Origin of the sequence: Fibrobacter sp. UWH9 (genome assembly GCF_900129715.1) — a bacterium.
Lineage (GTDB): Bacteria > Fibrobacterota > Fibrobacteria > Fibrobacterales > Fibrobacteraceae > Fibrobacter.
This window is the reverse complement of sequence record NZ_FQWP01000004.1, coordinates 181,231-206,368: the sequence shown is the minus strand read 5'-3', so window position 1 is coordinate 206,368 and position 25,138 is coordinate 181,231. Positions and strand designations below refer to the sequence as shown.

General features: G+C 51.8%; 20 protein-coding genes. 7 read left to right on the top strand and 13 right to left on the bottom strand.

Going from position 1 to position 25,138, the window contains the following annotated elements; genetic code table 11:
• Positions 1-15: 15 nt before the first annotated feature.
• Positions 16-783, bottom strand: a complete 768-nt coding sequence (locus BUB94_RS05420; RefSeq protein WP_073234867.1) for a hypothetical protein — start codon at positions 781-783, stop codon at positions 16-18.
• A 71-nt stretch (positions 784-854) separates the two neighbouring features.
• Between BUB94_RS05420 and nspC the strand changes: the two genes are divergently transcribed.
• Together nspC and tsaE are read left to right on the top strand one after the other, a co-directional pair.
• Complete coding sequence (nspC, locus tag BUB94_RS05415; protein WP_073158112.1) at positions 855-1,982, top strand: carboxynorspermidine decarboxylase; 1,128 nt, start codon at positions 855-857, stop codon at positions 1,980-1,982.
• A gap of 296 nt (positions 1,983-2,278) precedes the next feature.
• Positions 2,279-2,686 carry a tRNA (adenosine(37)-N6)-threonylcarbamoyltransferase complex ATPase subunit type 1 TsaE gene (tsaE, locus tag BUB94_RS05410; protein ID WP_073158109.1) on the top strand — a complete coding sequence of 136 codons (408 nt, stop codon included), beginning with the start codon at positions 2,279-2,281 and terminating at the stop codon, positions 2,684-2,686.
• A 101-nt stretch (positions 2,687-2,787) separates the two neighbouring features.
• Here tsaE and BUB94_RS05405 read toward each other — a convergent pair whose 3' ends face one another.
• Genes BUB94_RS05405 through BUB94_RS05395 form a run of 3 tightly spaced genes read right to left on the bottom strand, consistent with a single transcriptional unit; the run spans position 2,788 to position 5,082 of the window.
• Entirely contained in the window at positions 2,788-3,384 is a 597-nt protein-coding gene (locus BUB94_RS05405) for a hypothetical protein (RefSeq protein ID WP_073234864.1), read from the bottom strand.
• Between the two features lie 36 nt (positions 3,385-3,420).
• Positions 3,421-3,867, bottom strand: a complete 447-nt coding sequence (locus tag BUB94_RS05400; RefSeq protein ID WP_073158103.1) for a SufE family protein — start codon at positions 3,865-3,867, stop codon at positions 3,421-3,423.
• 6 nt (positions 3,868-3,873) lie between these two features.
• Entirely contained in the window at positions 3,874-5,082 is a 1,209-nt protein-coding gene (locus BUB94_RS05395) for an NAD(P)/FAD-dependent oxidoreductase (RefSeq protein WP_073234861.1), read from the bottom strand.
• A 120-nt stretch (positions 5,083-5,202) separates the two neighbouring features.
• On the opposite strand from BUB94_RS05395, the gene BUB94_RS05390 reads away from it, so the two are divergent.
• Positions 5,203-6,615, top strand: coding sequence for a pentapeptide repeat-containing protein (locus BUB94_RS05390; protein ID WP_083538120.1), 1,413 nt, complete (start codon positions 5,203-5,205; stop codon positions 6,613-6,615).
• A gap of 111 nt (positions 6,616-6,726) precedes the next feature.
• Here the strand turns inward: BUB94_RS05390 and radA are convergent, their stop codons facing one another.
• The 4 genes from radA to BUB94_RS05370 all read right to left on the bottom strand — a co-directional run bounded on the left by radA (position 6,727) and on the right by BUB94_RS05370 (position 10,712).
• Positions 6,727-8,124, bottom strand: a complete 1,398-nt coding sequence (radA, locus tag BUB94_RS05385; RefSeq protein WP_073158098.1) for a DNA repair protein RadA — start codon at positions 8,122-8,124, stop codon at positions 6,727-6,729.
• 223 nt (positions 8,125-8,347) lie between these two features.
• On the bottom strand, positions 8,348-9,226 hold the full coding sequence (locus tag BUB94_RS05380; protein WP_073234858.1) for a hypothetical protein: 879 nt from the start codon (positions 9,224-9,226) through the stop codon (positions 8,348-8,350).
• A 28-nt stretch (positions 9,227-9,254) separates the two neighbouring features.
• Positions 9,255-9,818: a deoxycytidylate deaminase gene (locus BUB94_RS05375; protein WP_073158092.1), complete on the bottom strand. Its 564-nt coding sequence runs from the start codon at positions 9,816-9,818 to the stop codon at positions 9,255-9,257.
• A gap of 159 nt (positions 9,819-9,977) precedes the next feature.
• Positions 9,978-10,712, bottom strand: a complete 735-nt coding sequence (locus BUB94_RS05370; protein WP_073234855.1) for an SDR family NAD(P)-dependent oxidoreductase — start codon at positions 10,710-10,712, stop codon at positions 9,978-9,980.
• Between the two features lie 228 nt (positions 10,713-10,940).
• Here BUB94_RS05370 and BUB94_RS05365 point away from each other — a divergent pair, with 228 nt between their 5' ends.
• The 4 genes from BUB94_RS05365 (at position 10,941) to BUB94_RS05355 (ending at position 16,814) form a co-directional block, all read left to right on the top strand.
• The gene (locus BUB94_RS05365) at positions 10,941-12,614 is read left to right on the top strand and encodes a sodium-dependent transporter (RefSeq protein WP_073234852.1); all 1,674 of its coding nucleotides are present in this window, start codon (positions 10,941-10,943) and stop codon (positions 12,612-12,614) included.
• Between the two features lie 123 nt (positions 12,615-12,737).
• Positions 12,738-16,130: an MFS transporter gene (locus BUB94_RS05360; protein ID WP_083538119.1), complete on the top strand. Its 3,393-nt coding sequence runs from the start codon at positions 12,738-12,740 to the stop codon at positions 16,128-16,130.
• 65 nt (positions 16,131-16,195) lie between these two features.
• Positions 16,196-16,324: a hypothetical protein gene (locus BUB94_RS17300; protein ID WP_256375045.1), complete on the top strand. Its 129-nt coding sequence runs from the start codon at positions 16,196-16,198 to the stop codon at positions 16,322-16,324.
• Positions 16,308-16,814 (top strand): RidA family protein, encoded by a 507-nt coding sequence (locus BUB94_RS05355; RefSeq protein WP_073158084.1) that lies wholly within the window; start codon positions 16,308-16,310, stop codon positions 16,812-16,814. Before BUB94_RS17300 ends, BUB94_RS05355 begins: the two co-directional genes overlap by 17 nt.
• On the opposite strand, the gene BUB94_RS05350 is transcribed toward BUB94_RS05355, so the two are convergent.
• The 5 genes from BUB94_RS05350 to rapA form a co-directional block, all read right to left on the bottom strand.
• Entirely contained in the window at positions 16,815-17,318 is a 504-nt protein-coding gene (locus BUB94_RS05350) for an HD domain-containing protein (RefSeq protein ID WP_073234849.1), read from the bottom strand. It abuts the gene before it with no gap.
• 105 nt (positions 17,319-17,423) lie between these two features.
• Positions 17,424-20,075 (bottom strand): DNA mismatch repair protein MutS, encoded by a 2,652-nt coding sequence (gene mutS, locus BUB94_RS05345; RefSeq protein ID WP_073234846.1) that lies wholly within the window; start codon positions 20,073-20,075, stop codon positions 17,424-17,426.
• Positions 20,075-20,782: an SMC-Scp complex subunit ScpB gene (gene scpB, locus BUB94_RS05340; protein ID WP_073158075.1), complete on the bottom strand. Its 708-nt coding sequence runs from the start codon at positions 20,780-20,782 to the stop codon at positions 20,075-20,077. Before scpB ends, mutS begins: the two co-directional genes overlap by 1 nt.
• Before the next feature lie 15 nt (positions 20,783-20,797).
• A complete protein-coding gene (gene proB, locus BUB94_RS05335) occupies positions 20,798-21,937 on the bottom strand; it encodes a glutamate 5-kinase (RefSeq protein WP_073158072.1) in 1,140 nt (379 codons plus the stop codon).
• A 186-nt stretch (positions 21,938-22,123) separates the two neighbouring features.
• Complete coding sequence (rapA, locus tag BUB94_RS05330; protein ID WP_073158068.1) at positions 22,124-25,111, bottom strand: RNA polymerase-associated protein RapA; 2,988 nt, start codon at positions 25,109-25,111, stop codon at positions 22,124-22,126.
• Between the last annotated feature and the right edge of the window lie 27 nt (positions 25,112-25,138).

Below are 25,138 nucleotides of genomic sequence, written 5' to 3'. Positions count from 1 at the left end.
GGCCCCAAACCGCAATTACTTTTTCTTCTTGCTGTTTTCGTATTCGCGCTTCATTTCGGCAGAGCCCTTTTCGTCGCGATTATAAACTTCGGGAGGAACGTTATCAAAGCCCTGCAGAGCGTTGAGCCAGTTATCGTTCAGGTCACGGAATTCCAGCTTGTTCAGGTTGTATTCAAGAGCACCATCGGTAATATCGAAGGTGATAAAGTCCCAACGGACCACCTTACGGTCGCTGAACACTTCGCGGCTGACCAGAGAACGGTCAGAATCAAAGCGGTAGCGGGCCTTGAACACATATTCACCAGTCATCTGATAACGACCGGAATCGGAATAAGTACGGGTAACACCGATCAAGGTATCGTTCATGCAGAAACGGAGTTCAGCATCGCGGAAGGCATGACCGTGAGCCACAATGGGAGTGCGCCACACGCCCACCAGCTTTTCCTTCATGGACTTCTGGAGAACGGTATCGATGTTCCAGTGGTCGAAGTTCTTTTTGTCGTACTTGGCGCGCTGGACGTACTTGCCTTCCTTGATCAGTCTGCGAACGCTATCGGCCTGAACCTTAGCGAGGCTATCAGAGTTACGGGGACCGACGGAGGGAACAGCATGATTCATGGAATCCAGTTTTGCCTGGATCATTTCATCAAGAGTCGAAGCGCCACGGGGAGCCGCCACCACCTGGGATTCAACCTTGGAGGGAACGGACTGAGCCATTGCCACTCCGGCAAAAGCCAGAGCCAACAGCGAAATAACAACGTGCTTATAAGAAGAAAATCTCATCACCGTTAAATGTAGTTAAAGCATAAGCAAAAAAGTTTAAAAAGGTGTAAAAAAAGGCTATCTTTGGCCCTATGCTAGACTATTCTCAAGTTCCATCCCCCTGTTTTGTCCTCGATGAGGCCCGTCTCCGCCGAAATATGGAAATTTTGGACGATATCCAGAAGAAAACCGGCGTAAAAATCATCTGCGCCCTGAAAGGTTATAGCTTTTGGCGTTCCTTCCCCCTGATCGGCGAATATCTAGCCGGGGCCACCGCCAGCAGCCTAAACGAGGCTAAACTGGCCAAGGAAGAAATGGGAAAGGAAGTCCACGTCTTCGCACCGGTGTATGACGACGACGAAATCGACGAAATTTTGAGCTGTGCAGGCCACATTACCTTTAACAGCTTCAGCCAGTGGCAACGATTCAAGGAAAAGACCCTGAAGGCAGGCGTTTCTGCAGGCATCCGCGTCAATCCCCAGTATTCCACCGTAGAAACCGACCTTTATAACCCCTGCGGCAAGTTCAGCCGCCTTGGAGTCACCGAAGCCGAGTTCAAACCGGAACTTCTGGACGGAATTGAAGGTCTCCATTTCCACGCCCTCTGCGAACAGGATGCAGACGCCCTGGAAGGCGTACTGAAGGCATTCGAACAGCACTTCGGCAAGTATCTGAACCAGATGAAATGGGTCAACTTCGGTGGTGGCCACCACATCACCCGCAAGGATTACCACCGCGATGAGCTGGTCCGCATCCTGAAGGACTTCATGGGACGTTACCCCCATCTGACTGTCATCATGGAACCAGGCGAAGCGGTCGGCTGGCAAACCGGCGAACTGGTAGCCACAGTCGGCGACATCGTCCACAACGAAATGGACATCGCCGTACTGAACGTCTCCATTAGCGCCCATATGCCCGACTGTCTGGAAATGCCCTACCGCCCTGCCGTTACCGGTTCCGCATTCCCCGGCGAAAAGCCCTACACCTATAAGCTGACCGGAAATTCCTGCCTGGCCGGCGACCAGTTGGGCGACTTCTCCTTCGACAAACCCCTGCAGGTCGGCGACCGAATCATCTTCGAAGACATGATCCACTATACCATGGTGAAGACCACATTCTTCAACGGTGTGCGCCACCCCAGCATAGGCAAGTTTGACGAACAAGGTAAGTTCCACCTGCTCCATAAGTTCACCTACCAGCAGTTCAAGGACAAGCTGTAGCAGGTATCAGGTCGCTCGCAAAGCTCGCTTTCAGGTTCGAGGTATGAGGGCGGGGCCTGCGGCTCCTTTTAAAAAGTAGACTGTAGGCAGTAGGCATTTTTTGTCAGCGGCTCTTCCTACTTCCTACTAACTTCTAATAACCGTGCCAAAGGCGCCTTGTTCAGCCATGAGTATTCAGCTTTGAGCCATGAGTTATCATAACTGCGTCAAAGGCGCCTGACTTATTAACTCACAACTCAAAACTCATAACTCACTGCTCATCGCTCAAAACTATTCACTCTTCACTGTTCACTATTATGAAGTTTACGTCAGAAGAAACCACTTATGCTTGGGCCGTGGAATTCGGCAAGTCCCTGAAACCAGGCGACAAGGTGGCCCTGTTCGGCAACCTGGGTGCAGGCAAGACGGTTATTAGCCGCGGAGTCTGCAAGGGTCTCGGATTCGAGGGCGCCGTATGCTCCCCCACCTACACCATCCTCCACGAATACCCCAACAATCCGCCCATTTTCCATTTCGATCTTTACCGACTGGAAGGTGGCGCCGACCTGAACGAAGTGGGTCTGGATCCCGACTACCTGGAACAAGGTGTCAGCCTGATTGAATGGCCGGAACGTCTCGAAGAGAATGACCCGGGCATCACCCACGTGATCCGCATCGACATTCTCAACGAAACCGAACGGGAAATACACTTGGAAAAACGTTGAGGCAAAACCTCAAATAGACGGTCCTAAAAAATATTGTGGACATCAAAAAACACCGCATTTCATTGCGGTGTTTTTCAGTTCAGCAAACCTTTTGACAAGAATTACTTCTGAGCATCAGCTGCAGGTTCAGCAGCCTTTTCTGCGGCGGGTTCTGCAACCTTTTCGGCAGCAGGAGCGGCAGTCGCAAACTTTGCGATTTCATCCCATTCAGACTGGTCGCCCGTGTACAGAAGCATAGCACCCTTGTATTCGGTCACGATCTTGACTGCGGCGGCGGTATCGCCCTTGTCGAAAGCGGCATTGGCGCTAGCCAGCAAATCCTTCTGGGCAGTACGCATATCTTCCACTTCGCCCAGGCGGTTCTGGCGAACCACTTCCAGAGTATCGCTTACAAAACCCAGATCCCAGGTAGCCTCATAGCACTTTTCCATTTCGACATACTTGGACGCATCGGTCTGAGCTGCAGTATAAAGAGTTTCGCAGGTAGCGAAGGCTTCTGCACTGGTGCGCTTGGCATACTGATAGTACTGGTAGCCACCAACAACCAGGGCAATAATCACCAGGAGGGTAACACCATCCTGCCAACCCATGACAGGAGCCACAGGCATCTTCGGCTTGCCGTTAACGGTTTCGCCAGCTTCCAGGCGTTCTTCAGCCTCGTCAAAGGGGCTCTTTCCATTCAAGAAACTAAAAGACATTTTCCTTTATCCTTTACTTTTATAAATCGCGTTCTTCTACTTCTTGGCCAGAGCAGCAAAGACTCGGGCGTACAAATAAATCTGCTTTACAAGGCTCGCAAAACCGTTAGACCTTGTAGGTGAAAGTCCAACGTTTAGACCAATGTCCTGAAAGAACTTCGGGTCCACCGCCAGAATGTCAGCCGGAGCGGTATCATTATAAATCTTGAGGGCCAGGGCTCCCAGACCACGGCTGATCAGTGGATTCGTAGTGCCGCCTTCCACATCCATTTCAAAATGGAGCAGGTTTCCGTCAAAATTAGGAACCAGGTACATGGTGGATGCGCAACCAGAAATAATGAACTTTTCTGCCTTAAGAGCGGCGTCCATCCCCTTGTGGGCCTTAGCCAGATCAAGGATGAACTTCCACTTGTCATCGGGATCGGTGAAGCCAGCGAACTTGGTTCGAACTTCCTCGAGACGTTTTTCGATAATTTCAGACATACTAGACTACCAGTGGAGGAATGACCTGAGTTTCCAGACTAAGGACGGACTTGCCCACAGGACGTTAAAGAATATGCGGAACAGAGTCTGCTTCTCTTTAGGCAACTTGGACAGACGCAAGGCTGCCTTGTCGAACTGCTCGTCTGTAATCTTGTTGAAGCCAGGCTTTCCGCGGGCAATCTGCATATGGGACTTGCCCATTTCCTGCATCCAGCGCTGGTGGGCGCGGGCCTCGATCGCTTCACGGTTTTCGCCAGAATCCTGCAACCATTCCATGGCACCCTCGGCCACAATCTTACCGCAAAGGAGGGATTCCGTAATGCCGGAACGGCTAATGGGATTGACGCAGCTGGCAGAATCGCCGGCCTTAAAGAGACCGCACTTGGCGATCGGCTTATGGGACTGTCCGCAGGCAATCATGCCCCCGTAGACAGCCTTGACCGTAGAGCCAGGATAGTCGCGAGCGATAAAATCAAGAAGTTTCTGGCGGAGGGAACCCTCGTTACGAACGTCCTTCCCCAGCACAAAACCAATATTTACTTCCTTGCCGTCACGGGGGAAGATCCAGCCGTAGCCGTCCTTAAATTCACTACCGAAGAACAATTCAATATGTTCACGGCTATGAGGAATGCCCTCGGCCACCGCAAAGACTGCAGGTTCAAGATCAGTGGCACCGTCTTCCATGCCCTCGAGGCAGGGGATTCCACGGGTCAGCTTGGCACCGGGGCCAGAGCAGTCTATAATAAGGGTAGAACTTAGGGTTTCTTCGACACCCTTGGAAGATACCACCACATTCCAACCGTTTTCGGTGCGATCCAGCTTCTTGACCACGGAGTCAAAATGACATTCCACACCAGCCTTGACGCATTCGTCGGCAATATTCTTGTGCAGAGCGGAGCGATTCAGCTGATAACCACAATCCTTACTATAAAACTCGGCGCGGTAACGTTTGGGAGAGGTAAAATAAATCCCGGACAGGTTTCCGCGAACAAAGGAGGAATCCACAGGCCAAAGGGCCTTCAGACGCCGAGAAGATACCGCTTCGGCACAGAAAATAGGCTCTTTCCAAGGTTCCTTTTTATCTAGAAGCAAGACCCGTCTAGCACCGGAAGTCTCCTTTTGAACCAGACGTCCAAGGGTGCAGGCAGCCATCAAGCCTGCAGGACCGGCCCCACAGACCACCACATCGTACTGTTTTGACGAAAAATTGCTCATTTCGCCCTACAAGTTAGCTTTTATTTATAGAGTTTTTTTAAAAGTCTTGCAGTTTTGCAAATTATTTAGTTATTTTAGGGCTATCCGTTATCTGGTTTATCCTCAAAGGGAATGTTATATATGAATATGAAGAGAGTTTCAAAGTTTGGCCTTTGCCTTGTTAGTGCACTTGCACTGAACGTATTCGCACAGGACAACTGGGCAGGCAAGGATCTGAACGTTTCTTTCAGTAACAAGCGTATCGATGGCTTCAACTTCAGCAAGGCTAAGGCAGTCAAGAACACCACCGACTTCCGCCGTGCTACTGGCGAAGGCCCCAACTTTACAAAGGCAAGCCTCCAGGAAGTTTCTTTCCAGAACGCTGTGATTAGCGACGCTAGCTTCGAAGACGCCAACCTCGAAAAGGTCGTCATCAGCGGCGCAGACATTCGTAACTCCTCTTTCGAAGGTGCAAACCTTGAAGGCGCAAACCTCTACCGTGCAACCCTCCTGGGTAGCCAGTTTCCCCAGACCAACATGAAGAATGCCCGTCTGGACGCTATGAAGGTAGACGAAAACACCAATTTCGAAAAGTCTGACCTCACTCAGGCTTCTGTCATGGACGTTGACCTTACCGGTGCAAACTTCTACAAGGCCAACCTGACCAACACCAACTTCTCTCGTTCCTTGATGGCTGGTGCAGACCTCCGCAAGACCACCATGGTCAAGACCGACTTTACCGCCTGTAACCTGATTGCAGCAAACTTCAAGGGCGTGGACCTGGTTGACGTTAACTTCGCCAAGGCCGGTCTTTCCCAGGCTGAATTCAGCGGTGCAGACTTCAAGAACGTCAATCTGCAGGACGCAGACCTTTCTCTGACCACCTTTAACGATGTTGACCTTTCTAAGGCCCAGCTCCAGAAGGCCAAGTTCGCTCAGTCCACCGTCAAGAACATGAAGTTCAGCGGCCAGGACCTGACCGGTGTTGTATTCGACAAGGGCTCCGTTTCCAAGAGCGAATTCAACAAGTCCAAGATGAGCAAGACCTCTTTCTTCGACACCGAAGTTAGCAAGAACGACTTTAAGGAAGCTGAACTCCTGAAGGCTGTCTTCGACGGTGCTTACGTCCGTAAGAACATTTTCGACAAGGCTGACCTGACCAAGGCCAACTTCGCCAACTCCACCATCGAACGTTCCGACTTCATCCTCGCTCAGATGGGCGGCGTAAGCTTCGCCGGCGCTAAGCTGGAAATGGTTAACTTCACCAACGCCAACATGCAGGGCATCAAGATCGACGCCGACACCAAGATGAACGACGTTGACTTCTCCGGTGCAAACCTGGATGGCGCTAAGATCGAAAAGTTCACCGCCAAGAAGGTGATCTACGATAACAAGACCGTCTTCCCCTCCGGTTTCGATCCTCGTCAGTACGGCTTCACCAAGCGCGGCGAAAAGGCTGCTGACATCAAGGTCGAAGGCAAGAAGTCTTCTGTAGCAGACGACGCAATGCCCAAGAAGAAAAAGAAGAAGAGAAAATCCGACGACGAAGACTAATTTCTTCTTTGCTTCTTAAAACCAAAGCGGATTTTATAGAACTTAAAAACACCCTGCATCGCAGGGTGTTTTTTTGATGTTCACAGTCAAAGCAGCATTGGCTTTTTACATCTACTTTTTATCCATCAGCCAGGCAATGGCCTCACCCAAGGTCTTTACGCGGACCACCTTAAGGGAACGACCACCCTCGCGGGACGGATCCGCTCCAGACGCAGGAACGATCGCTTCGGACATTCCCAGTCGACCGGCCTCTTTAAGACGCTGATCCAGCAGACTTACGCTGCGGATTTCGCCAGACAGACCTAGTTCACCGATGGCAATAGTCTGACGGGATAACGGAATTCCCAAGTGGTTGCTGGCTATAGCTAGAGCCAAGGCCAAATCCGACGAAGTATCGTTCACCTTCATGCCCCCGGCAATGCTTGCAAATACATCGGACGCCCCGATTGTGATACCGCCAAACTTTTCAAGCAGGGCCAGTATGATAGTGAGTCTCTTGGCATCGATACCCGCCGCCACCCGCTGAGGAACCGCAAAGGTAGTCTGATTCACAAGGGCCTGAGTTTCAAAGAGCAGCGCCCTTGACCCTTCCATGGTACAGCACACGACGCTCCCCGGAGTAGGCGGAACGCCTTCCTGCAAGAACACCTTGCTAGGATTCGGGACTGAAGCCAGCCCGTGGCTCGTCATTTCAAAGACGCCGATTTCGTCGGTAGCGCCAAAACGATTCTTTATGGTTCGAAGAAGACGGTATTGATGATTCCGGTCGCCTTCGAAATAGACCACGGTATCCACCATATGTTCCAGAATACGGGGGCCAGCAATCTGGCCGTCCTTGGTAACATGGCCAATCAAGATGGTAATGCAGCCTGAGTTTTTCGCCCAGACCATCAAGTCCAGAGTACATTCACGAAGTTGCGCCGCGGACCCGGGCGTTCCTGAAAGATCGCCCTTATACACAGTCTGAATGGAGTCGATTACCAATATTTGCGGTTTGATTTCGTTTGCCTGCTGAATAATCTTTTCGAGGCTGGTCTCACAGAGCAGTAGCATATCGGAGCCAGCCACGTTCAGACGTTCGCTACGGAGTTTAACCTGACAGGCGCTTTCTTCGCCACTGACGTACAGCGCCTTGACGCCAGCCGCATTCATGGTAGCGAGAGTCGTCAACACAAGAGTCGATTTACCAATTCCGGGATCGCCACCAATCAGAACAAGACTGCCTGGAGCAAAGCCGCCTCCAAGGACCCGGTCGAATTCCGTGTTTGCAGTACTCAGACGTTTCGTATCTTCCGTGGCCACATCTCGCAGGGCCACCACCTTATGCACGGGACCTCCCAAACCGCGGCCACCTCGACCGGCAGCCACATCCAGCTTTTCTATAGCATGTTCCTTGAGGGTGCTCCAGGCACCACAGAACGGGCACTTTCCGGCCCACTTCGGCGTAGTATTGCCGCATTCCGTACAGAGGAACTCAATTTCTTTCTTAGACTTACTTACTGCTACCATGTGCACCAATATAACAAAAGTCCGTTGACATTTTCTGTCAACGGGCTTTTTTCTTAACAATTAGCGGAACTTTGCCCGACTCTCCCCCATTAACCTCGGGTGAGACGCAGGAATTTCAACCTGGAAACCTGAACCAAATCCAGCCCTGCTATTATCATCCAACGACATGACGGCAGTGACGACATAGCCTACGGAACCGCCAACACAGAAAACTTGTTCACCATTACTTTCTCATGATAGTGAGAGCGAACCCAATGGTATACATGGAAGATTCTTCCCTGCGATAATCGCTATCGTTATCATCAACAGCGTCATCAATACTCAGGGACCATGTGAAACCAATATTGAAGTGATCCGCCATTCTCCACACATATCCTGTTTCAAACTTGATTCCGACGGCCACGTCATCAATGCCCCCCACATCCTCAACGTCATCCCAGGAAATGTGCTTCTGGGCAGCAGACAAAACGAAACCGAAATCCAGCCCCAGGAAAACGCCGCTTGAAGCAGACTGCGGGTCATTGCTAAGGAAACATGTCACACCACCACCAATGAAAAATCTAAAGGCGCTGGTCTTGGCCTTACGATACTCGTTCTCATCGGAATCATAGTATTCTTCTTCTGTTTCACCATAAGATCTGCCAAATTCCATTACAAAATGAGGTGCAGCCCAGCCACGAATGTTGCCACCAATTTTCAAACCAAGTATCGGACCCAAACCAGAGTATTCCCGCTCCATCTGATCACGATTATAATAATCATTGTAATAGCTGGCATAGCTACGATACACCGTTTCACGACTGTAACTATTCCACATAATACCCAAGGTAAGGTCAAGGAAGAAGGCGCTTCTGGCAGGAGCCGTCTGCACCTGGGCTACAAGTTGACCGGATGCCGTGTTGGATTCAGCGGTGTTTGCACACGGAGAATAAACCGAGCACTTGGAAGGGGATGACGCAGATGCAGGTTCCGCATACGTTGACGGAGCCGGTGCAGAAACAGACGCACTGTTTTCGTCTGCGAAATCCAGGGCATCCGAATCATCTTGCTGCGCAAAAACAGTCGCTGCACAGAATAAAGAAAGAAGAAATAACTTCCTCATGACTAACCTCCGAAAAAAAGAAAATTTTTTACGCCTTCGCAGGCTTTGAAACAACAGGGCGAATACGTTTACCGCACAGAGTCACAACAATGTGGGCCTGGGCGAACATGTAGTAGGCGGTGTCGCGGCTGTTGTTCAAGGTGGACTTAGGATCGTAATCGTCCTTCGTGACAAAGACTTCAGAAACACCGGAAAGGCTTACATCCAGAGCACACCTTTCACAGGGGAATCCAATCACGTACAGCTTGGAACCTGCAGGTACCTTACCGCGGGCATAATGCAGGGCATTGATTTCGGCATGTACCATGAAGGGATACTTATTAGCCTCGAACTCGTGATGGCTCAGGAGTTCACCGGAATCAGCATCCAGCAGGTCGTAGGCCAACAACTGCTTTTCGCGAGTGTAGGGGACTGTTTCGTCGTCAAAACCGGCAGGAGCACCATTGTAACCAGTGCTGATGACGCGCCCCTCGGGAGATACCAGGATGGCTCCCATCTGAGTGTTCTGATCCTTGGAAAGACGAGCCTGGGCCACCATCATCTGGGTGTAGACTTCGTCGCGAAGCTGTGTACGGGAAGGTTCCTTGTTCATGGCGCTAAATATATAATAAAAGTTTTACTGGATCCTTCGCTAACGCACAGGATGACAACAAAAACGCATTTATCAACACCTTGCGGAACTCAGGAAGACAATAAAAAACTGGTGGCAGCCGAAGCCACCACCAGCTTTTTTGGGGGTTAGGAGGAACTTTTATTGAACGTCTGCGCCTTTCTTGACAGCGTCTTCAAGAGACATGCCGGTAAATTCCTGTGCGCTAAACCAGCGACCGCTCTTCTTGTCGTCCAGGAGGACACCCACCATGGAGCCGGGGATAACCGTTTCGGGAGCGTTGGGAGCTGCGGGGCCACCCAGGTCGGTACGGAGCCAACCCGGATCCATGACGTTCATCATGACGTCGGTTCCGTTCAGCTTGACAGCGAAATCCTTGACGAACTTGGTCAGGGCGGCCTTTGCGCAGGCATAACCCATCAATTCCGGTTCATTGGCGATACCGCTGGTAGTGAGCTGCATACGGCCAAAACCACGCTTGATCATACCCGGCAAGAAATGATAGGCAATCTTGATGGGAGCGTAGAAGTTCACAGCCATGGCGTGGTGGAAATCTTCCATGGTATTGGACAGATAATCCTGGAAATAATGGCTCATAAGACCGGCATTATTGAAAACCAGGTCTACCTGAACGCCCCAGGAGTCGATTTCAGCAAGGGCAGCGTCAATTTCTGACTCAGATTCAAGATTGCAGCCAACAGCGCGGACTTCAACACCATAGGGTTTCAGTTCTTCGATAACCTTGTCGGCATTAGCCTTGCAACGACCCTGAAGAATGATATTTGCGCCCAACTTGGCCATTTCAATGGCAGTTAGACGTCCTACACCGCGGCAACCGCCAGTAATCAAGGTCCATTTACCCTTAACGTCAATCATTTGTCCAATCCCTTTTTTAAAAAGCCAGTCTTTTTTGTCAAACCGGTCTTGTATGCTCAAAAAATATTCAAAAAATCATAGAAATCGGGAATATTTTACGCAAATCTTGTATACACTTGTAAAAGGGGCAATATTTCACTACAAAAACGCATACATAGCTATTACCTAAATGTGACAAGAGGCACATTTTTCTAGATTGAACCCCAAATTTATTTAGGGACATATACGATGAACAATTCTAGAGATAACTGGGGCTCAAAGATTGGCGTTATTCTCGCCGTTGCCGGTTCTGCCGTTGGTTTAGGAAACTTTTTACGATTCCCCGTTCAGGCTGCAACAAATGGCGGCGGCTCCTTTATCATCCCTTACCTGATAGCATTCCTGCTTTTGGGAATTCCTCTGTCCTGGATGGAATGGACTCTGGGCCGCGCTGCCGGCGGTAGGCGTCATGGTACGGCTCCGGGCGGTTTCCACTATATTCTAGGTCAGAAACCCTGGGCAAAGCACTTGGGCTCCCTCTGCATTCTGCCTCCGCTGTTCATTACCTTCTATTATATGTTCATCCAGTCCTGGATTCTGGCATTCACCTATTATTCTGCAACCGGAATCTTGATGGATGTGGTTAAGGGTGGATATGGCCCCATGAAGGAATTCTTCGGCAACTATATTATGCTGAACACCCAGCTGGGTTCCTTCCCTGCCGCCATCGTTTTCTTCCTGATTACTTTCGCCTGCAACATGGCACTGCTTTCCTTCGGTGTGCGCAAGGGTATCGAACGAGTCAACAAGATTACCATGCCAATTTTGCTGATTATGGGTTTGATTCTGGTGGGACGCGTTCTGACAATTGACGGCATCGGTAAGGGTCTCGCCTTTGTGTGGAATCCGAACCTGTCTGAAATTACCAACCCCACGGTATGGCTCGCCGCTTCTGGTCAGGTGTTCTTTACCATGAGTCTGGGCATGGGTATCGTTTTCTGCTACGCCAGCTACCTCAGACCCAAGGAAGACCTGGTTCTCTCGTCTCTTACCGCAGGCGCCACCAACGGTTTTGCAGAAATCATCCTGGGCGGCACCATCGTGATTCCCATGGCAGTTCTTATTGCAGGCAACAACATCGAAGAATGCGCAAAGCTCGGAACCTTCGGCCTGGGCTTCCAGACCATGCCTTTCGTATTCGGTCAGCTGCCCTTTGGCGGATTCTTCCAGACTCTGTGGTTCGCCATGCTGTTCATTGCCGGCGTCACTAGCGCCATCTCCATTATCCAGCCCCTGATCAGTTTCTGCGAAGACGACTTGAAGCAGACCCGCAAGGGCGCAATCACATCTGTCAGTATCGTAACCTTCCTGGGCGGTCTCGTAGGCATCTTCGGTCTTGCAGCCGGTGCCGTAGATGAATTCGATTTCTGGGGAGGCAGCTTCCTGCTGGTATTTATCGGCACCATCCAGGCAATCGTCTTCTCCATTGTCTTGGGCAGACGCAAGTCCGCAACCGTCAAGGACGAAAACGGCAATCCGGAGAGCGAGGCCTTCGCCCTGATGAACGAAGGTGCCGCCATCAAGCTTCCCAAGTTCTTCAGATTCATTATCCGATTTGTATGCCCGATCTACTTGGCCGTAGTGCTGGTCGCCTGGCTGATCCACGACGGTTGGGCCGTAGTCAGCCTGCAGAACGTACCAGCAGACGCCATGGTCACTTTCCTGGGTTGCGAAATGAGTCAGATTTCCTTTACCTGGGGCATCCGTATTTTCTTGCTGGTCCTGACCATTCTCTTGAACGTGCTCATCTACTTTGCTTGGCGCAAGGGTGATCCCGCAGACCAGCCCCCCAAGAACCACCACAAACAGAACATGTCTGTGGGAAATTCCGACACTGAACGTTCGTCAAACATGGAGGTCTAACAATGGAACTCACTACCGGCGGTCTCATTTTCATGATTGGCTCCTGGACAGCCATCATAGCCCTCTGCGCGTTCTGTTTCGCCAAGGTCTTCAAAAAGAAATAAACACCCACCTCGAGTTTTTATGAAACTGTATAAATACCACGGAGCTATTCCTTTCTTCTTCGCCGTATTCTTCGGCGCATTTACCCAGATGGGAATCTTCGTTCACTTCCAGGCCTGGCTCAGTGCCAATTACCAGGATACTGCGTTCCTCTGGAGAAGTCTGCTTTTGCAGGTGGGGATGTTCGTGCCCAGCATCTTCATGATGCCCATTGCAAGCTACTTTGTGAGCAAGCAATCCGAGAGCAGAGCCATGGGTTGGTCCAGCATCATTGCAGCAGCAGCCCTTATCGCCATTTCGGTCTGCTACGTTACGGATTGCAACTGGGTTGCATTTGGCTTAGTTGGAGTCTACGGCATCGGCTATGCGCTCCATGTGCCAGCCCGACTCAGCGCCATGCAGAAAGTCTTTGACGGAAGCGATCTTGTAAAGGCAAACGCCTGGTTCATGATTTACTACGTACTGGGAGTTGCACTGGCCGCCTACCTCGGTTTTATCGGTTTCAATCAGATTCTCTTTATCTACCTGGGCGCCTCCGTCGCCACAACCATTTTCAGTTTCTTTGTCCGCGTGGGACGCCGCGACGAGTCCATCAAGTATCGTTCCGCAAGTCGCGTCTTTACCGCCACCTGGAAGATTCCCAGCGCCCGCCTGGCCATTCTCGGTCTTTCTGCCTTCTGGGGTGTCATCCAGATTCTGATGCTTCTGGCACAGCACATGTCCAGCGGCAGCGCAAACAACGCTTTCAGCCTGACCCTGGCAGGATTTGTATTTACAGTAACGCTGACTGCAGCAGGTATTATCGTCGGCGCCGTCATGGCAAGTCGTTCTTCCAAGGGGTTCGTAGAAACAGGCATCATTCCCTTTGCCGCAATCGCATCGGCTCTGGTCATGTTCCTGATTCCCTTCGTTCATATTGACTGGCTGCAGGGCATCCTCTACAGCATTCTTGGAATCAGCACTGGTGCCGCCTTTGTCATTCTTAGAACAACAACCCAGAATCTGGCCAAGACCAACACGGCAGGACGAATTCATTCTGTATCCAACATGATCCAGATGATTGTTCTTACAGTACTCACTGGCGGTCAGACACTGCTCCTCATCTTTACCGACTGTCAGGTTTACCACTGCTTCCTGATTCTGTCTGTAATGTTCATCATCACCTTCATCCTAACATTGCGGAGTAATCCCATGACACTTCTGCGAGCTGGCCTCCGCTTTGCTTTCAGCTATGTTTTCCGTTACCGTATCATGGTAAAGGGAAGCGTGAACATTCCCGAAAGTGGCCCCGCCCTTCTAGTCGGCCCCCACTTCAGCTACATCGACTGGGCAGTACTCCAGATGGCAAGCCCGCGCCCCCTCCGCATCGCAAGCAACAGAAATACCTTTGCGGACTGGTACCAGCGCTGGCTGTTCCACGGCAAGTTCCTGATTCCCATTAACCGCCGCGATCCCAAGCCCGCCATGGAAGAAATCCGTCAGGCCTTGCTCAATGGAGAAGTGGTGGTAATCTTCCCCGAAGGTGAAGTTTCCAAGTCGCCGTTTATTTCAAAGTTTACTCTTGATTATTCCGCCGCCGTCAAAGATACCGGCGCACAGATCATTCCCTTCTATATTCAGGGTCTCTGGGGCAGCCGCTACAGCCACGCCTCGGAATGCGTCAACCGCCCCCAATATTACAACCGCATCGTTAGCGTAGGCTTCTCCAAGGCTCTGACCGAAACGGCAACCGAAGAACAGATCCGCGCCGACTTGCAGGCACTGAGCGCCGACGTGTGGAACGTAGCCATGGATCACTCCAAGCCCATCGTTCCGCTGTGGTTCAGGGCCATGCGCAAACGCCGCAACCGTCCCATTCTCATAGACCCTGCAGGCAAACACGTTTCCGGCCACGGCATGCTCCGCCTCTGCCACCGTTTCGGCGGCAAAATCCGTTCCGTTTCCAAGGGAGAACGCCACATCGGCTTTATGCTCCCCACCAGCCGTGACGCCGCCCTAGGCATCATGTCTATTCTCGGCACAGGCAAGACCTCCGTCAACCTGAACTATACCGCCCCCGTAGACACTGTGTTGGGTTGTATCGAAAAGGCCGAAATTTCTACGGTGGTCACCACCCGCGCCTTCTTGACCAAGCTTTCCAGCAAGAACCCCGCTTTCGAAGAAATCGCCAACCGTTGCAAGATGATCTATCTTGACGAAGAAGAAGAAAAGTTGGGTTCCATCGGAAGAATACTCGATGCCGCAAAGATCAAGTTCCTCCCCGCCAAGTGGCTCAAGTTCCTGTGGTTTACTTCCGCAAAGCCTAACGACGATGCCTTGATCCTCTTCAGTTCGGGTTCCGAAGGTACCCCCAAGGGCGTTCAGCTGACCCACAAGAACATCGTCTCCAACGCCCAGCAGATGGACTACATCATCAAGATGCATCGTGGCGATGTCATGACCTGCCTCTTGCCGCTGTTCCACTCCTTCGGCTTTACCATGACCTTCATGGCACCCATGCTGAACGGTGTTCCCATGGTGCTCTGCCCCGATCCCACCGACATCAAGACTTTGGCTCGCGTCTGTGCCCAGTACAAGACTACCATCCTGATGGGTACCCCCACCTTCCTGCGCGCAATCGTTATCAACCGCTGGGTCCACCCCATGTGTCTGGACTCCCTGCGTTACATCGTGGCCGGTGCCGAAAAGCTCCGCCCCGAAATGCGCGAAGCCTTCAAGCTGAAATTCGGCAAGGACATCTACGAAGCTTACGGTTGTACCGAGCTCTCCCCCTTGGCCACCCTGAACGCACCCAACGTGTTGCTGGATGACTTCCTGACCATGGGCAAGTGCAACGATACCTCCAGTATCGGCCTCGGCATCCCTGGTTCCATCACCGCCATTATCGATCCCGAAACCAACGAATTCCTGGAACCCACCGCAGAGGGCATGATCGTGGTCAGCGGTCCCCAGGTCATGAAGGGTTACCTGAAGGATCCCGAAAAGACCGCAAGCGTGGTCTTCGAAAAGGATGGCCGCCGCTGGTACAAGACCGGCGACAAGGGCACCCACACTCCCGACGGATTCGTACAGATTCTCGGTCGCTACAGCCGCTTTGCCAAGCTGGGCGGTGAAATGATTTCCCTGACCGCCGTGGAATTGCGCCTCGCCGAAACCAAGCTCCTGGAAGGCATGGAATTCGCAGTCACCGCAGTTCCTGACTCCGTGAAGGGCGAACGAATCGTGCTGCTGGTAAACGGCCAGTTCGACGTCGAAGAACTATCCCGCAACATCCGTAAGTCCGGCATCCCGCCCCTTATGATCCCCGGTTCCGTATTCAAGGTGGACAGCATCCCCAAGCTGGGTTCCGGCAAGTGGGACTTCACCAACATGAAGAAGTTGGCCATCGAACTGATGGAAGGCACCAAGAAGTAAATCTTCTGAGTGTTCCCTACAACAAGAGCTATAGAAAAGGCGGATCGAAAGATTCGCCTTTTTCTATGAGTTTTTTATGGGGAACCGCAAATAAAAAAAGCAAACTTTATAAAGAAAAAGAAAAACTCAGAAAAGGAAAGTTTGTATTATTTAGAGGTAAAAGTCAAGGAGATCCTTATGCAGAACATCGTTAAGAAAGTCGAAGAACTGGGTTTGACCCTTCCCGCCGTTGCAGCCCCTCTGGCCGCATACGTACCCGCCACTCGTGCAGGCGATGTGATTTTCGTGTCGGGCCAGCTGCCCTCCGTGAACGGTGATTTTTCTGCATACACCGGCATTGTGCCCGACGCCCTTTCTCCGGAAAAGGCCAAGGAAGGCGCAGCCATCTGCCTGCTGAACAACCTTGCCGCCGCCATGAGCTTACTGCAGGACGGCGAAACCTTGAAGCTGGTTCAGCTCCAGGGTTTTGTGCAGTCTAACCCGGAATTCAAGGAACAGCCCGCAATTTTGAACGGAGCCAGCGAACTGGCCGTACAGATTCTGGGTGATAACGGCAAGCACGCCCGCACCGCAGTAGGTGTGGCCGCCCTGCCCAAGAACGCCGGCGTAGAAGTCAGCTGTACCTTCCAGGTGATCAAGAGCGAAACCAAGTTCGAAGGTCGCTACGGCTGGATCGAAAAGTAACTAGAATTCAAATCGAAGCAACCAATCTCGCATTTTTTGCGTCGGAACGTTTTCCTTGCGGGATTTGGTTGCAATAAGGGCGCCCGCCGAGGTCGCCATTTTTTGTGGATCCAAAAGAAAATCTACGCGGCCCAAATCCAGACGGTCGGCATCGTAGCAAGTATCGATCGTCGGGTCACCGCTACTACGTTCCGTAGTATGGTGCTTGCAGGCGTGATACAGTTTTTCAAACTGTTCGTCCGTAATTTCGAACAGTTTTTCTTCGCGACATTTTAGAGCAAATTCAGCCCCGCGGCCGCCATGCTTGCTATCGTAGCCGTCACTTTCCCGCTTGGAATCATGAAAGAGCGCAAACAGACGAACCACAGTGACATCGGCCTTGGTCTTTTTAGCTAACAAAAGTCCGTTAAACTCCACCTGGCGCCAATGGGCCAATCCGTGGATATTGGAATCGTAAACCCGATCCTCGTAAACAAACTCCTGTAATGCAGCGAAATCGATCATACAACAACTAATAGCAATTTTTTCAGTTGCCACACATTCTTTGTAAAAGAAAAGGTGTTTGCAAGATATGCAAAAACCTTTTCCCTTTAACCTTTACGCTCTACGCTATTTCCCGTAGTGGTCCTTCATGTCCATCAGGTATTGGAGCGCCTGCATGGGAGTCATTTCTTCGGGGCGGAGGCGGCGGATTTCTTCCTTCAGAAGCTGGGCGGATTCGTCTACAGGGGTTGCAAACAGGTCCACCTGGGGCTTTTCCTTCAGTTTCTTGTTGGCGGCTTCGTCGCTGGGGTCGATCTTGTGCTTTTCTAGGCGGAGCAAGATCTTGCGGGCACGGCGCAGCACGTTATTGGGAAGGCCTGCCATTTCTGCCACATGGATACCGTAGCTAGAGTCGCAAGCCCCTTCGAGAATCTTATGGAGGAACAAGAGTTTATCGCCCTTTTCCTGAACGGCCACCTGGTAGTTGCCGGCGTGTTCAAGGTCATCCACCAAACCAGTCAATTCGTGGTAATGGGTGGCGAACAGCGTGAGGGCCGCGCGGGCAGGTTCGTCGTGCAACGTTTCTACGATGGCCCAGGCGATGGAGAGACCGTCGAAGGTACTGGTACCGCGGCCGATTTCATCAAGCAGCACCAGGCTATGGGCGGTGGCGTTACGCAGAATGTTTGCAGTTTCAATCATTTCCACCATGAAGGTAGAAAGGCCTCGGCTCAGGCGGTCGCTGGCACCTACGCGGGTAAAGATACGGTCCACAACGCCAATGCGGGCACTTTCCGCAGGCACAAAGCAACCGATCTGTGCCATCAGGACAATCAAGCCAGTCTGACGCAGGTAAGTTGATTTACCGGCCATGTTGGGGCCAGTAATCAGCATCAGTCGGGTCGCCTCGGGAGAAAGCGTTACATCGTTGCTGATGAAATCCAGGTCAGGATTTACCGCAACGATCACCGGATGGAAACCGCCCTTGATTTCGATGCCGGAGCCTTCAAAAACTTCGGGGCAGACGTAGTTGTACTTGCGGGCGGCGCGGGCGAAACTATACAGCGTATCCACGCGGGCAATGGCGTTGGCGATTTCCTGAAGTTCTGCACGCCAGGAGTTGACGCGGTCGCGGAGTTCGCAGAAAATCTTGTATTCCAGAGCGTGAATGTTCACTTCGGCATTGCTGATGATGGATTCGCATTCCTTCATTTCCGGAGTGATGTAACGTTCGGCATTCACCGTAGTCTGCTTACGGATATATTCGTCGGGAATAGGATTGGTGGCCTTGGCCATGGCGGCGCGGGTCACTTCGATGTAGTAACCGAAAACCTTGTTGTAGCCCACCTTAAGACTGGGAATTCCAAGACGTTCCTTTTCGCGAGTTTCAAGGGACGCAATCCACTGACGTCTATCCTTAATGTCAGCATTCATGGCGTCCAGTTCTGCATTGGCGCCTTCGCGGATCATGCCGCCTTCGCGGACAGTCAAGGGCAAGTCTTCGTTAAACTGGTTGAGAAGTTCCTCTCCCCTGCCCTGGGCGCGGATCAAAGCCTCACGCATGGGTTCGAAAATGGGAGAACGCAAACCTTCCAGAACATCGGCCACCTTGGCGGCCTGAGAAAGGGAGCGGCCCATACCCGCAAGGTCACGGGCATTGGCACGGCCAGAGCCTACGCGGCCCATCAGGCGTTCCATATCCAGAATAGAAGTGAGGGATTCCTTCAACTCGTCAAGGGCTACCGGATTGTTCACCAGTTCATCGACGGCTTCTTCGCGAGCCTTGATGCGGTCTACAGAAATCAGCGGATGGCTCACCCAGTCCTTCAAAGTTCTACCACCCATGGCAGTAACGGTAAAGTCCAGCACATAGCAAAGGGTGCTGCTCATGTCATCGGCGTTCAGCGGGCGCACCAGTTCCAGGTTACGCAAGGTGGACGGATCCAATGTCATGTAGTCATCCAGATTCAAAATTTCCAGAGCCGTAAAATGAGACAGCTCAGACTTTTTCTGAAACATCAAATACTGGAGCATGGCCCCAGTCACAGAAGTTTCTTCGGGGCGGCCATCAAGACCAAGGCCATCCAGAGCTTCCACCTTGAAATGGCTAAACAGCGTATCGTGGGCAGCCTCTTCACCGAACTGGAAAGCGGGCAGTTCAGTCACCAGAATATTTTCGGACTTCACCAAGTCCATGACGCCATCGGGAATCACGGTTCCTTCGGGAACAACGATTTCCTTGGGCATGCGGCGGCAGAATTCACATTCAAAAGCCTGAATGGAACTTTTACTTGTAGCCAAATAACCGGTAGTCACATCGGCGATGGCAAAGGCGGCCAAGTCGGCACACTTTCCGTCGACGGTTTCCGCAACGGCAGCCTTCGCAGGGATGTAGGCGCAAAGGTAATTTGCTTCCTTAGCATCCAGGTTAGCTTCGTTCATAGCGGTACCGGCACTGATGATTTCAACAATGTCGCGCTTGACGATACCCTTGGCCAGTTTAGGATCTTCGACCTGTTCACAGATAGCCACTCGATAGCCTGCTGCCACCATCTTGGGAACGTAACGTTCAGCGGCGTGGTGAGGGAATCCGCAAAGGGGTGTGGCTCCAGATGCACCGTTATTGCGGCTGGTCAAGGTAATGCCTAAAATCTTGGAGGCGATAACAGCGTCTTCTTCAAAAAGTTCAAAGAAGTCACCCATTCTAAAGAACAGAATACAGCCCGGATTCTGGGCCTTGATATCGTAATACTGTTGCATTAAAGGAGTGCAGGCCATTACAGATCTCCCATAGAAAGTTCAACCTGATCCGGATTATCCTCAGGTTCCTGAGGTTCATCGTTGGCAATGGATTCAGGCTTGGCGTATTGAGGCACCAGGGCGCCGGCTTCCAGAAGTTCGCTAAATTCGCGGAGGCGGGGCAAGTCTTCGGGAATGCGGTTGATTCCGAAGTACTTCATAAATTCCTGGGTGGTCACGTAGGTGTAAGGGTTACCCACAGTTTCGGCGCGGGAACCCAGGGCGATGAAACCCTTATCCAGCAAGTTACGGATCGGGCCATCTACAGAAGACACACCACGAACCTGTTCAATGGCCGCCTTGGTAATGGGCTGCTGGTAAGCAATCACAGCGAGAGTTTCAAGTGCAGCCTGGCTTAAGCGGCGGGCATTTGCTTCGGGGAACAACTTGCGGACCCAAGGATAATACTTGGCGCGAGTACGGAAGCGATAACCACCGGCCTGTTCCACAATTTCAAAAGGTGAATTGATCTTGTTCAGGGAATCGTTGGCAGCAATAAGTGCGTCAGACACTAGGCGAGCATCCAGGAAGTCGCCCAGGATTTCACGAAGCTTCTTCAAAGTCACCACATCAGTAGAGGCAAAAACCAATGCCTGGATAATGCGAGCCAGATCTTCCTGACTTTCAACTTTCGGGAGTTCCGCCGATTCTTCGGCCAATTCGTCTAAGTTCTGATCTTCTGCCATAATTCAACTCTCTTATTAAAACACCACCAGGTCGTTCTTGTGAACCAGTTCGTCGGCAACGTCCTTACCCAGCAAGGCATGGATTTCGGAAGTCTTCTTGTGGAGTACAAGCTTCAAAGTTTCACTATCGAACTTTGCGACACCGCGGGCCACAGCTTCGCCAGATTCGCTCAGGACTTCAATAAGGTCGCCCTTGTCAAAATGTTTCTTCACAGCGACAACACCAACGGGCAGCAGGCTGGAATGCTTTTCGCGCAAGGCCTTTACGCCACCTTCGTCCACCACGACACTTCCGCGGGGAGTGGTAATAAAGCTGAGCCAACGCTGACGGCTGTTCAACTTTTTCTTGGAGCCTACAAATAAAGTACCTTCAGCCTGTTCGAGAATCACTTCGTGGGGAAGCACGCGCATACCGCAAGCCAGGAACGCATTGCAGCCGCTCTTGGTTACATTACGGATAGCTTCAAGCTTACTGCGCATACCGCCGGTACTTACAGCAGAACCGGCTTCGCCGGGCTTACCAGCCAGAGCGAGAACAGCGGGAGTAATTTCGGGAACGAAACGCAGCAGGCGGGCATTGGGATTCTTCTTGGGATTATCGTCAAAGAGACCGTCTTCGTCCGTAAAGATCAGCAGCAAGTCTGCATCCAGGAACAGGGCCACGTCAGAAGACAGCTTATCGTTATCGCCCACCTTGATTTCAGCCACAGCCAGGGAGTCGTTCTCGTTGATGATAGGAACGATCTTACGGGCGAGCATGGCCTTGATGGTGTTCTGCAGATTCTTGTAACGGCCGCGATCGCGGAAGTCATCTGCAGACAAAAGAATCTGGCCCACAGAAAGCTGGCACCAGCGGAACATTTCGCGGTAGGCGTACATCAAGTCAATCTGACCCACTGCAGCGCAAGCCTGCTTTTCAGCAATGACCGTAGGCTTTTCCTTATAGCCCAGCTGACTCATGCCGGTACCCACAGCACCGGAAGTCACGATGACCACTTCCTTTCCAGCTTCCATAAGGCGGGCAACGGAATCAGCCAGCTTCTGGATATAGCGGGTACGGACGCCACCCTTTTCGGAATCCACCAGAATGCGGGAACCAATCTTCACCACAATGCGGTGGGCTTCATTCAAAATGTTCTTTCTTAATTCACTCATATTCAGGTCGCACCTTTGGTGCTTTCAGTTTTCAGGTCGCTCACTACGTTCGCTTTGAGGTATCAGGTCGCTCGCGTCGCTCGCTTTCAGGCTAAATTACAAATCTCTTTACATCTCTCAAAATTCTTTCCCGGTTGACCTCATACCTCAGAGGGCCGCAAGGACCGACCTCATTCCTCATACCTATTATCTGCAGACCAGTAGGCGGATGGCATCCAGGCGGAGCTGCGGGTTAGAAATAATCTTCTTCCATTCCTGGGCATTCTTGCGGAGCTGCTTCAACTGTTCGTTGTTGCCAGCCTTGCCACGCATAGTCAGCAAGTGGTTCATGCGCTGGTATTCCTGTTCGGCACGAGCTTCCACAGCTTCTGCAGCCTGTTCGGCAAGTTCCTTAGCCTTGGCAGTCACCTCACGACGGGCAATAGCCAAGCCTTCCTTACCAAAGTACTTCAGAGTCATGTTCACAGCCGGATTTCCCTGAGGCACGGCCACATCCTTAAAGGTAGCCTTGGCAAGATCTTCAAGCTTGCTAGACAAGTCTTCGCCATTGGGGTTCACCAGAACGCTAATGTACTTGGGACCCGCAATGTCAGACACGCCCCATTCTTCAGAAATGGAGAAGTCTACAGCAAAGTTGTACTGCATGAGCAGGCCGCGCATACCGGAGTTCTGCCACATATTGCAAGACACAGCGCCATTGTCCAAAGTAGTTTCAAAGTCAATCACACCCTGAGACAGCGGATGTTCCAAGCTAACGAAATCCACTTCGTCATGGATCATGGCTACATTACGGTCAAAGGTAACGGTCAGGCTGGAGGCATCGGAGTAACGAGCATCTTCGTCACCGCCACCACCTTCAGAGAAGTCGCCCACATTCTGGACCACACGTCCGCCACCGCCACTGCTACCAGGCACACCGCCCACAGATTCGGGCATCCCCGGCACAGAACCGGCTTCCACCTGAGTTCCCATGGTCACCACATAGCAACCCGGAATCTTGCTCTTTTCAATTTCAAGTCCGCGGTTCATCAACGAAGAGAACACCAAAGTTTCAAGTTCAGGTTCAGCATCCACGCGCTGGATTTCGTCGGTAATTTCCTTTGCCTTCGCCGGATTGCGGGAGTTGAATTCCAGCAAGCGGTCACGCCCCTTCTCGATGTTCTTGCGCATGGTGTCGCAATCCTTCTTCACCTGGGGAATGACATTGTCCATGAAGTGCTGCAGGAATTCCTGGGGTTCTGCCAAGGCGGCAATCAACTCGTCGGTGTACTTCAGGAACAGTTCGCCACCGCTCATCATGGGAGTGCCGAAAGCATTCAAGCCGTTGTGGTACCAGCGGAACATGACTTCCTGACCGGAACCCTTTACGTAAGGCACATGGATGATAATGTTTTCAGTCTGGCCAATGCGGTCCAGTCGACCGATACGCTGTTCCACCAAGGAAGCGTCCAGCGGCAAGTCAAACAAGATCAAGTGATGGGCAAACTGGAAGTTACGGCCTTCGGAACCTATTTCAGAAGCGATCAGAAGGTTAGCGCCGTTTTCACGGCTAAAGTTTGCGGCGGCCTTATCGCGGGCCATGATGGTCATATTTTCATGGAACATGGAGAAGGCGCCTTCGCCCATGTATTCCGTCAGCAAGGTCTCAAGAGCAAGAACCACCTGAATGGATTCGCAAATCAGCAGGACCTTGTCGTCCTTATGTTCCTTCAGGAATTGCTTCAACCACACATAGCGTTCGTCCATGCACCAGGCATCGGAGTAGCTGGTGCAAAGCAAACCGTTTTCCTGAATGTCCGTAGACATATCCAGGTCGTTCTCGGCGGCCACGTTCACCATTTCGCGATAACGTTCGTTAGGTTCCAACGGGATTTCGTCCAACACGCGCTTGGGGAATCCGCCCACGCCCTTACGGGTATTGCGGAACACCACGGAGCCAGTACCCACGGCATCCACGATACGGCGGATCCATTCATCGGCAGACATGGACTTGGCGCTTTCCTGTTCAAGCCAGGGGCGGATCATGGACTTCTTGGGAACAATTTCGTTCAGGTCGTCCCAGCTCATCTGCTGACCAGGATCGGTAGGCAACTTGTTCAGTTCATTCACCAGTTTGCGGTACGCATCCTGATCCTTGATAAAATTATTGTAATCCGCAAAGCGGACCGGGTCCAACATCTTCAGTCGGTTAAACTGGGATTCCGGATGGAACTGCAGCGGAGTACCGGTCAAGAGCAACACACCCTTGGAGCGCTGGATCACCGCATTGGCCAGCAAGTATTCGTGGCTGGTAAATCCATCTTCGCAAACCAGGTGGTGAGCTTCATCGATAATGGTCATGTCCCACTTGACCTTCAGCAAGTCTTCGATCAGGGCCGGCTGCTTGATCAAGAAGTCGATGGAACAGATGATGTCGTTGGCCTGGGAGAACGGATTGGGCTTATCGTCTTCGTCAGCCACAAACAAGCCCTTCAGGTAGCCTTCGTCCACCAGGGTAAACAGATGGTTGAAGCGGCGCTTCATTTCCACCAGCCACTGATGCTTCAGAGTTTCGGGAACAATCACCAAGGTACGGGTCACGCGTCCGCGGGCCTTCAGGGCATGCCAGATCATGCCGGCTTCGATAGTCTTACCCAGGCCCACTTCGTCAGAAAGCATCAGACGGGGCAGAGCGGAGCTGGAACAGGCGCGCTGGCACAGATAGTACTGGTGGGGAATCTGGCTTACACGGGGGCCAATCATACCGCGTACCGGCGAAGACTGCCACTTGCAATACAGCTTCATGGACTGTTCGCGGCGCAGGAACTGGTCGCTATCGGAAATGCGGTTTTCCTGCAGGGCACGGAACAAGTCGGCGGGCCTAGCAATGGAAATCTTGCCATTCAGTTCGGATTCCTTCATGGAACGACCGGCGCGACCTTCATAGACCACCAGCCCATCCACTTCCACCACATTTTCCACCGTAAAGGAAACACCCTTTTCGCTCTTCGCAGTTTCACCCACGGCAAGCAGGAAACGGTCCACCGGGGCACCCATGGAACGGTAAAGACGAACATCATTCACAGCAGGGAAAGAAATCTTCACAATACGGTCCTGAACTTCTGTGACTATGCCGAGTCCCAGAGCAGGTTCCGATTGACTTACGTAGCGTTGGCCAACCTTAAAATTCATCATAAGCCCCCAATTTAGTTTTTTTTCAAA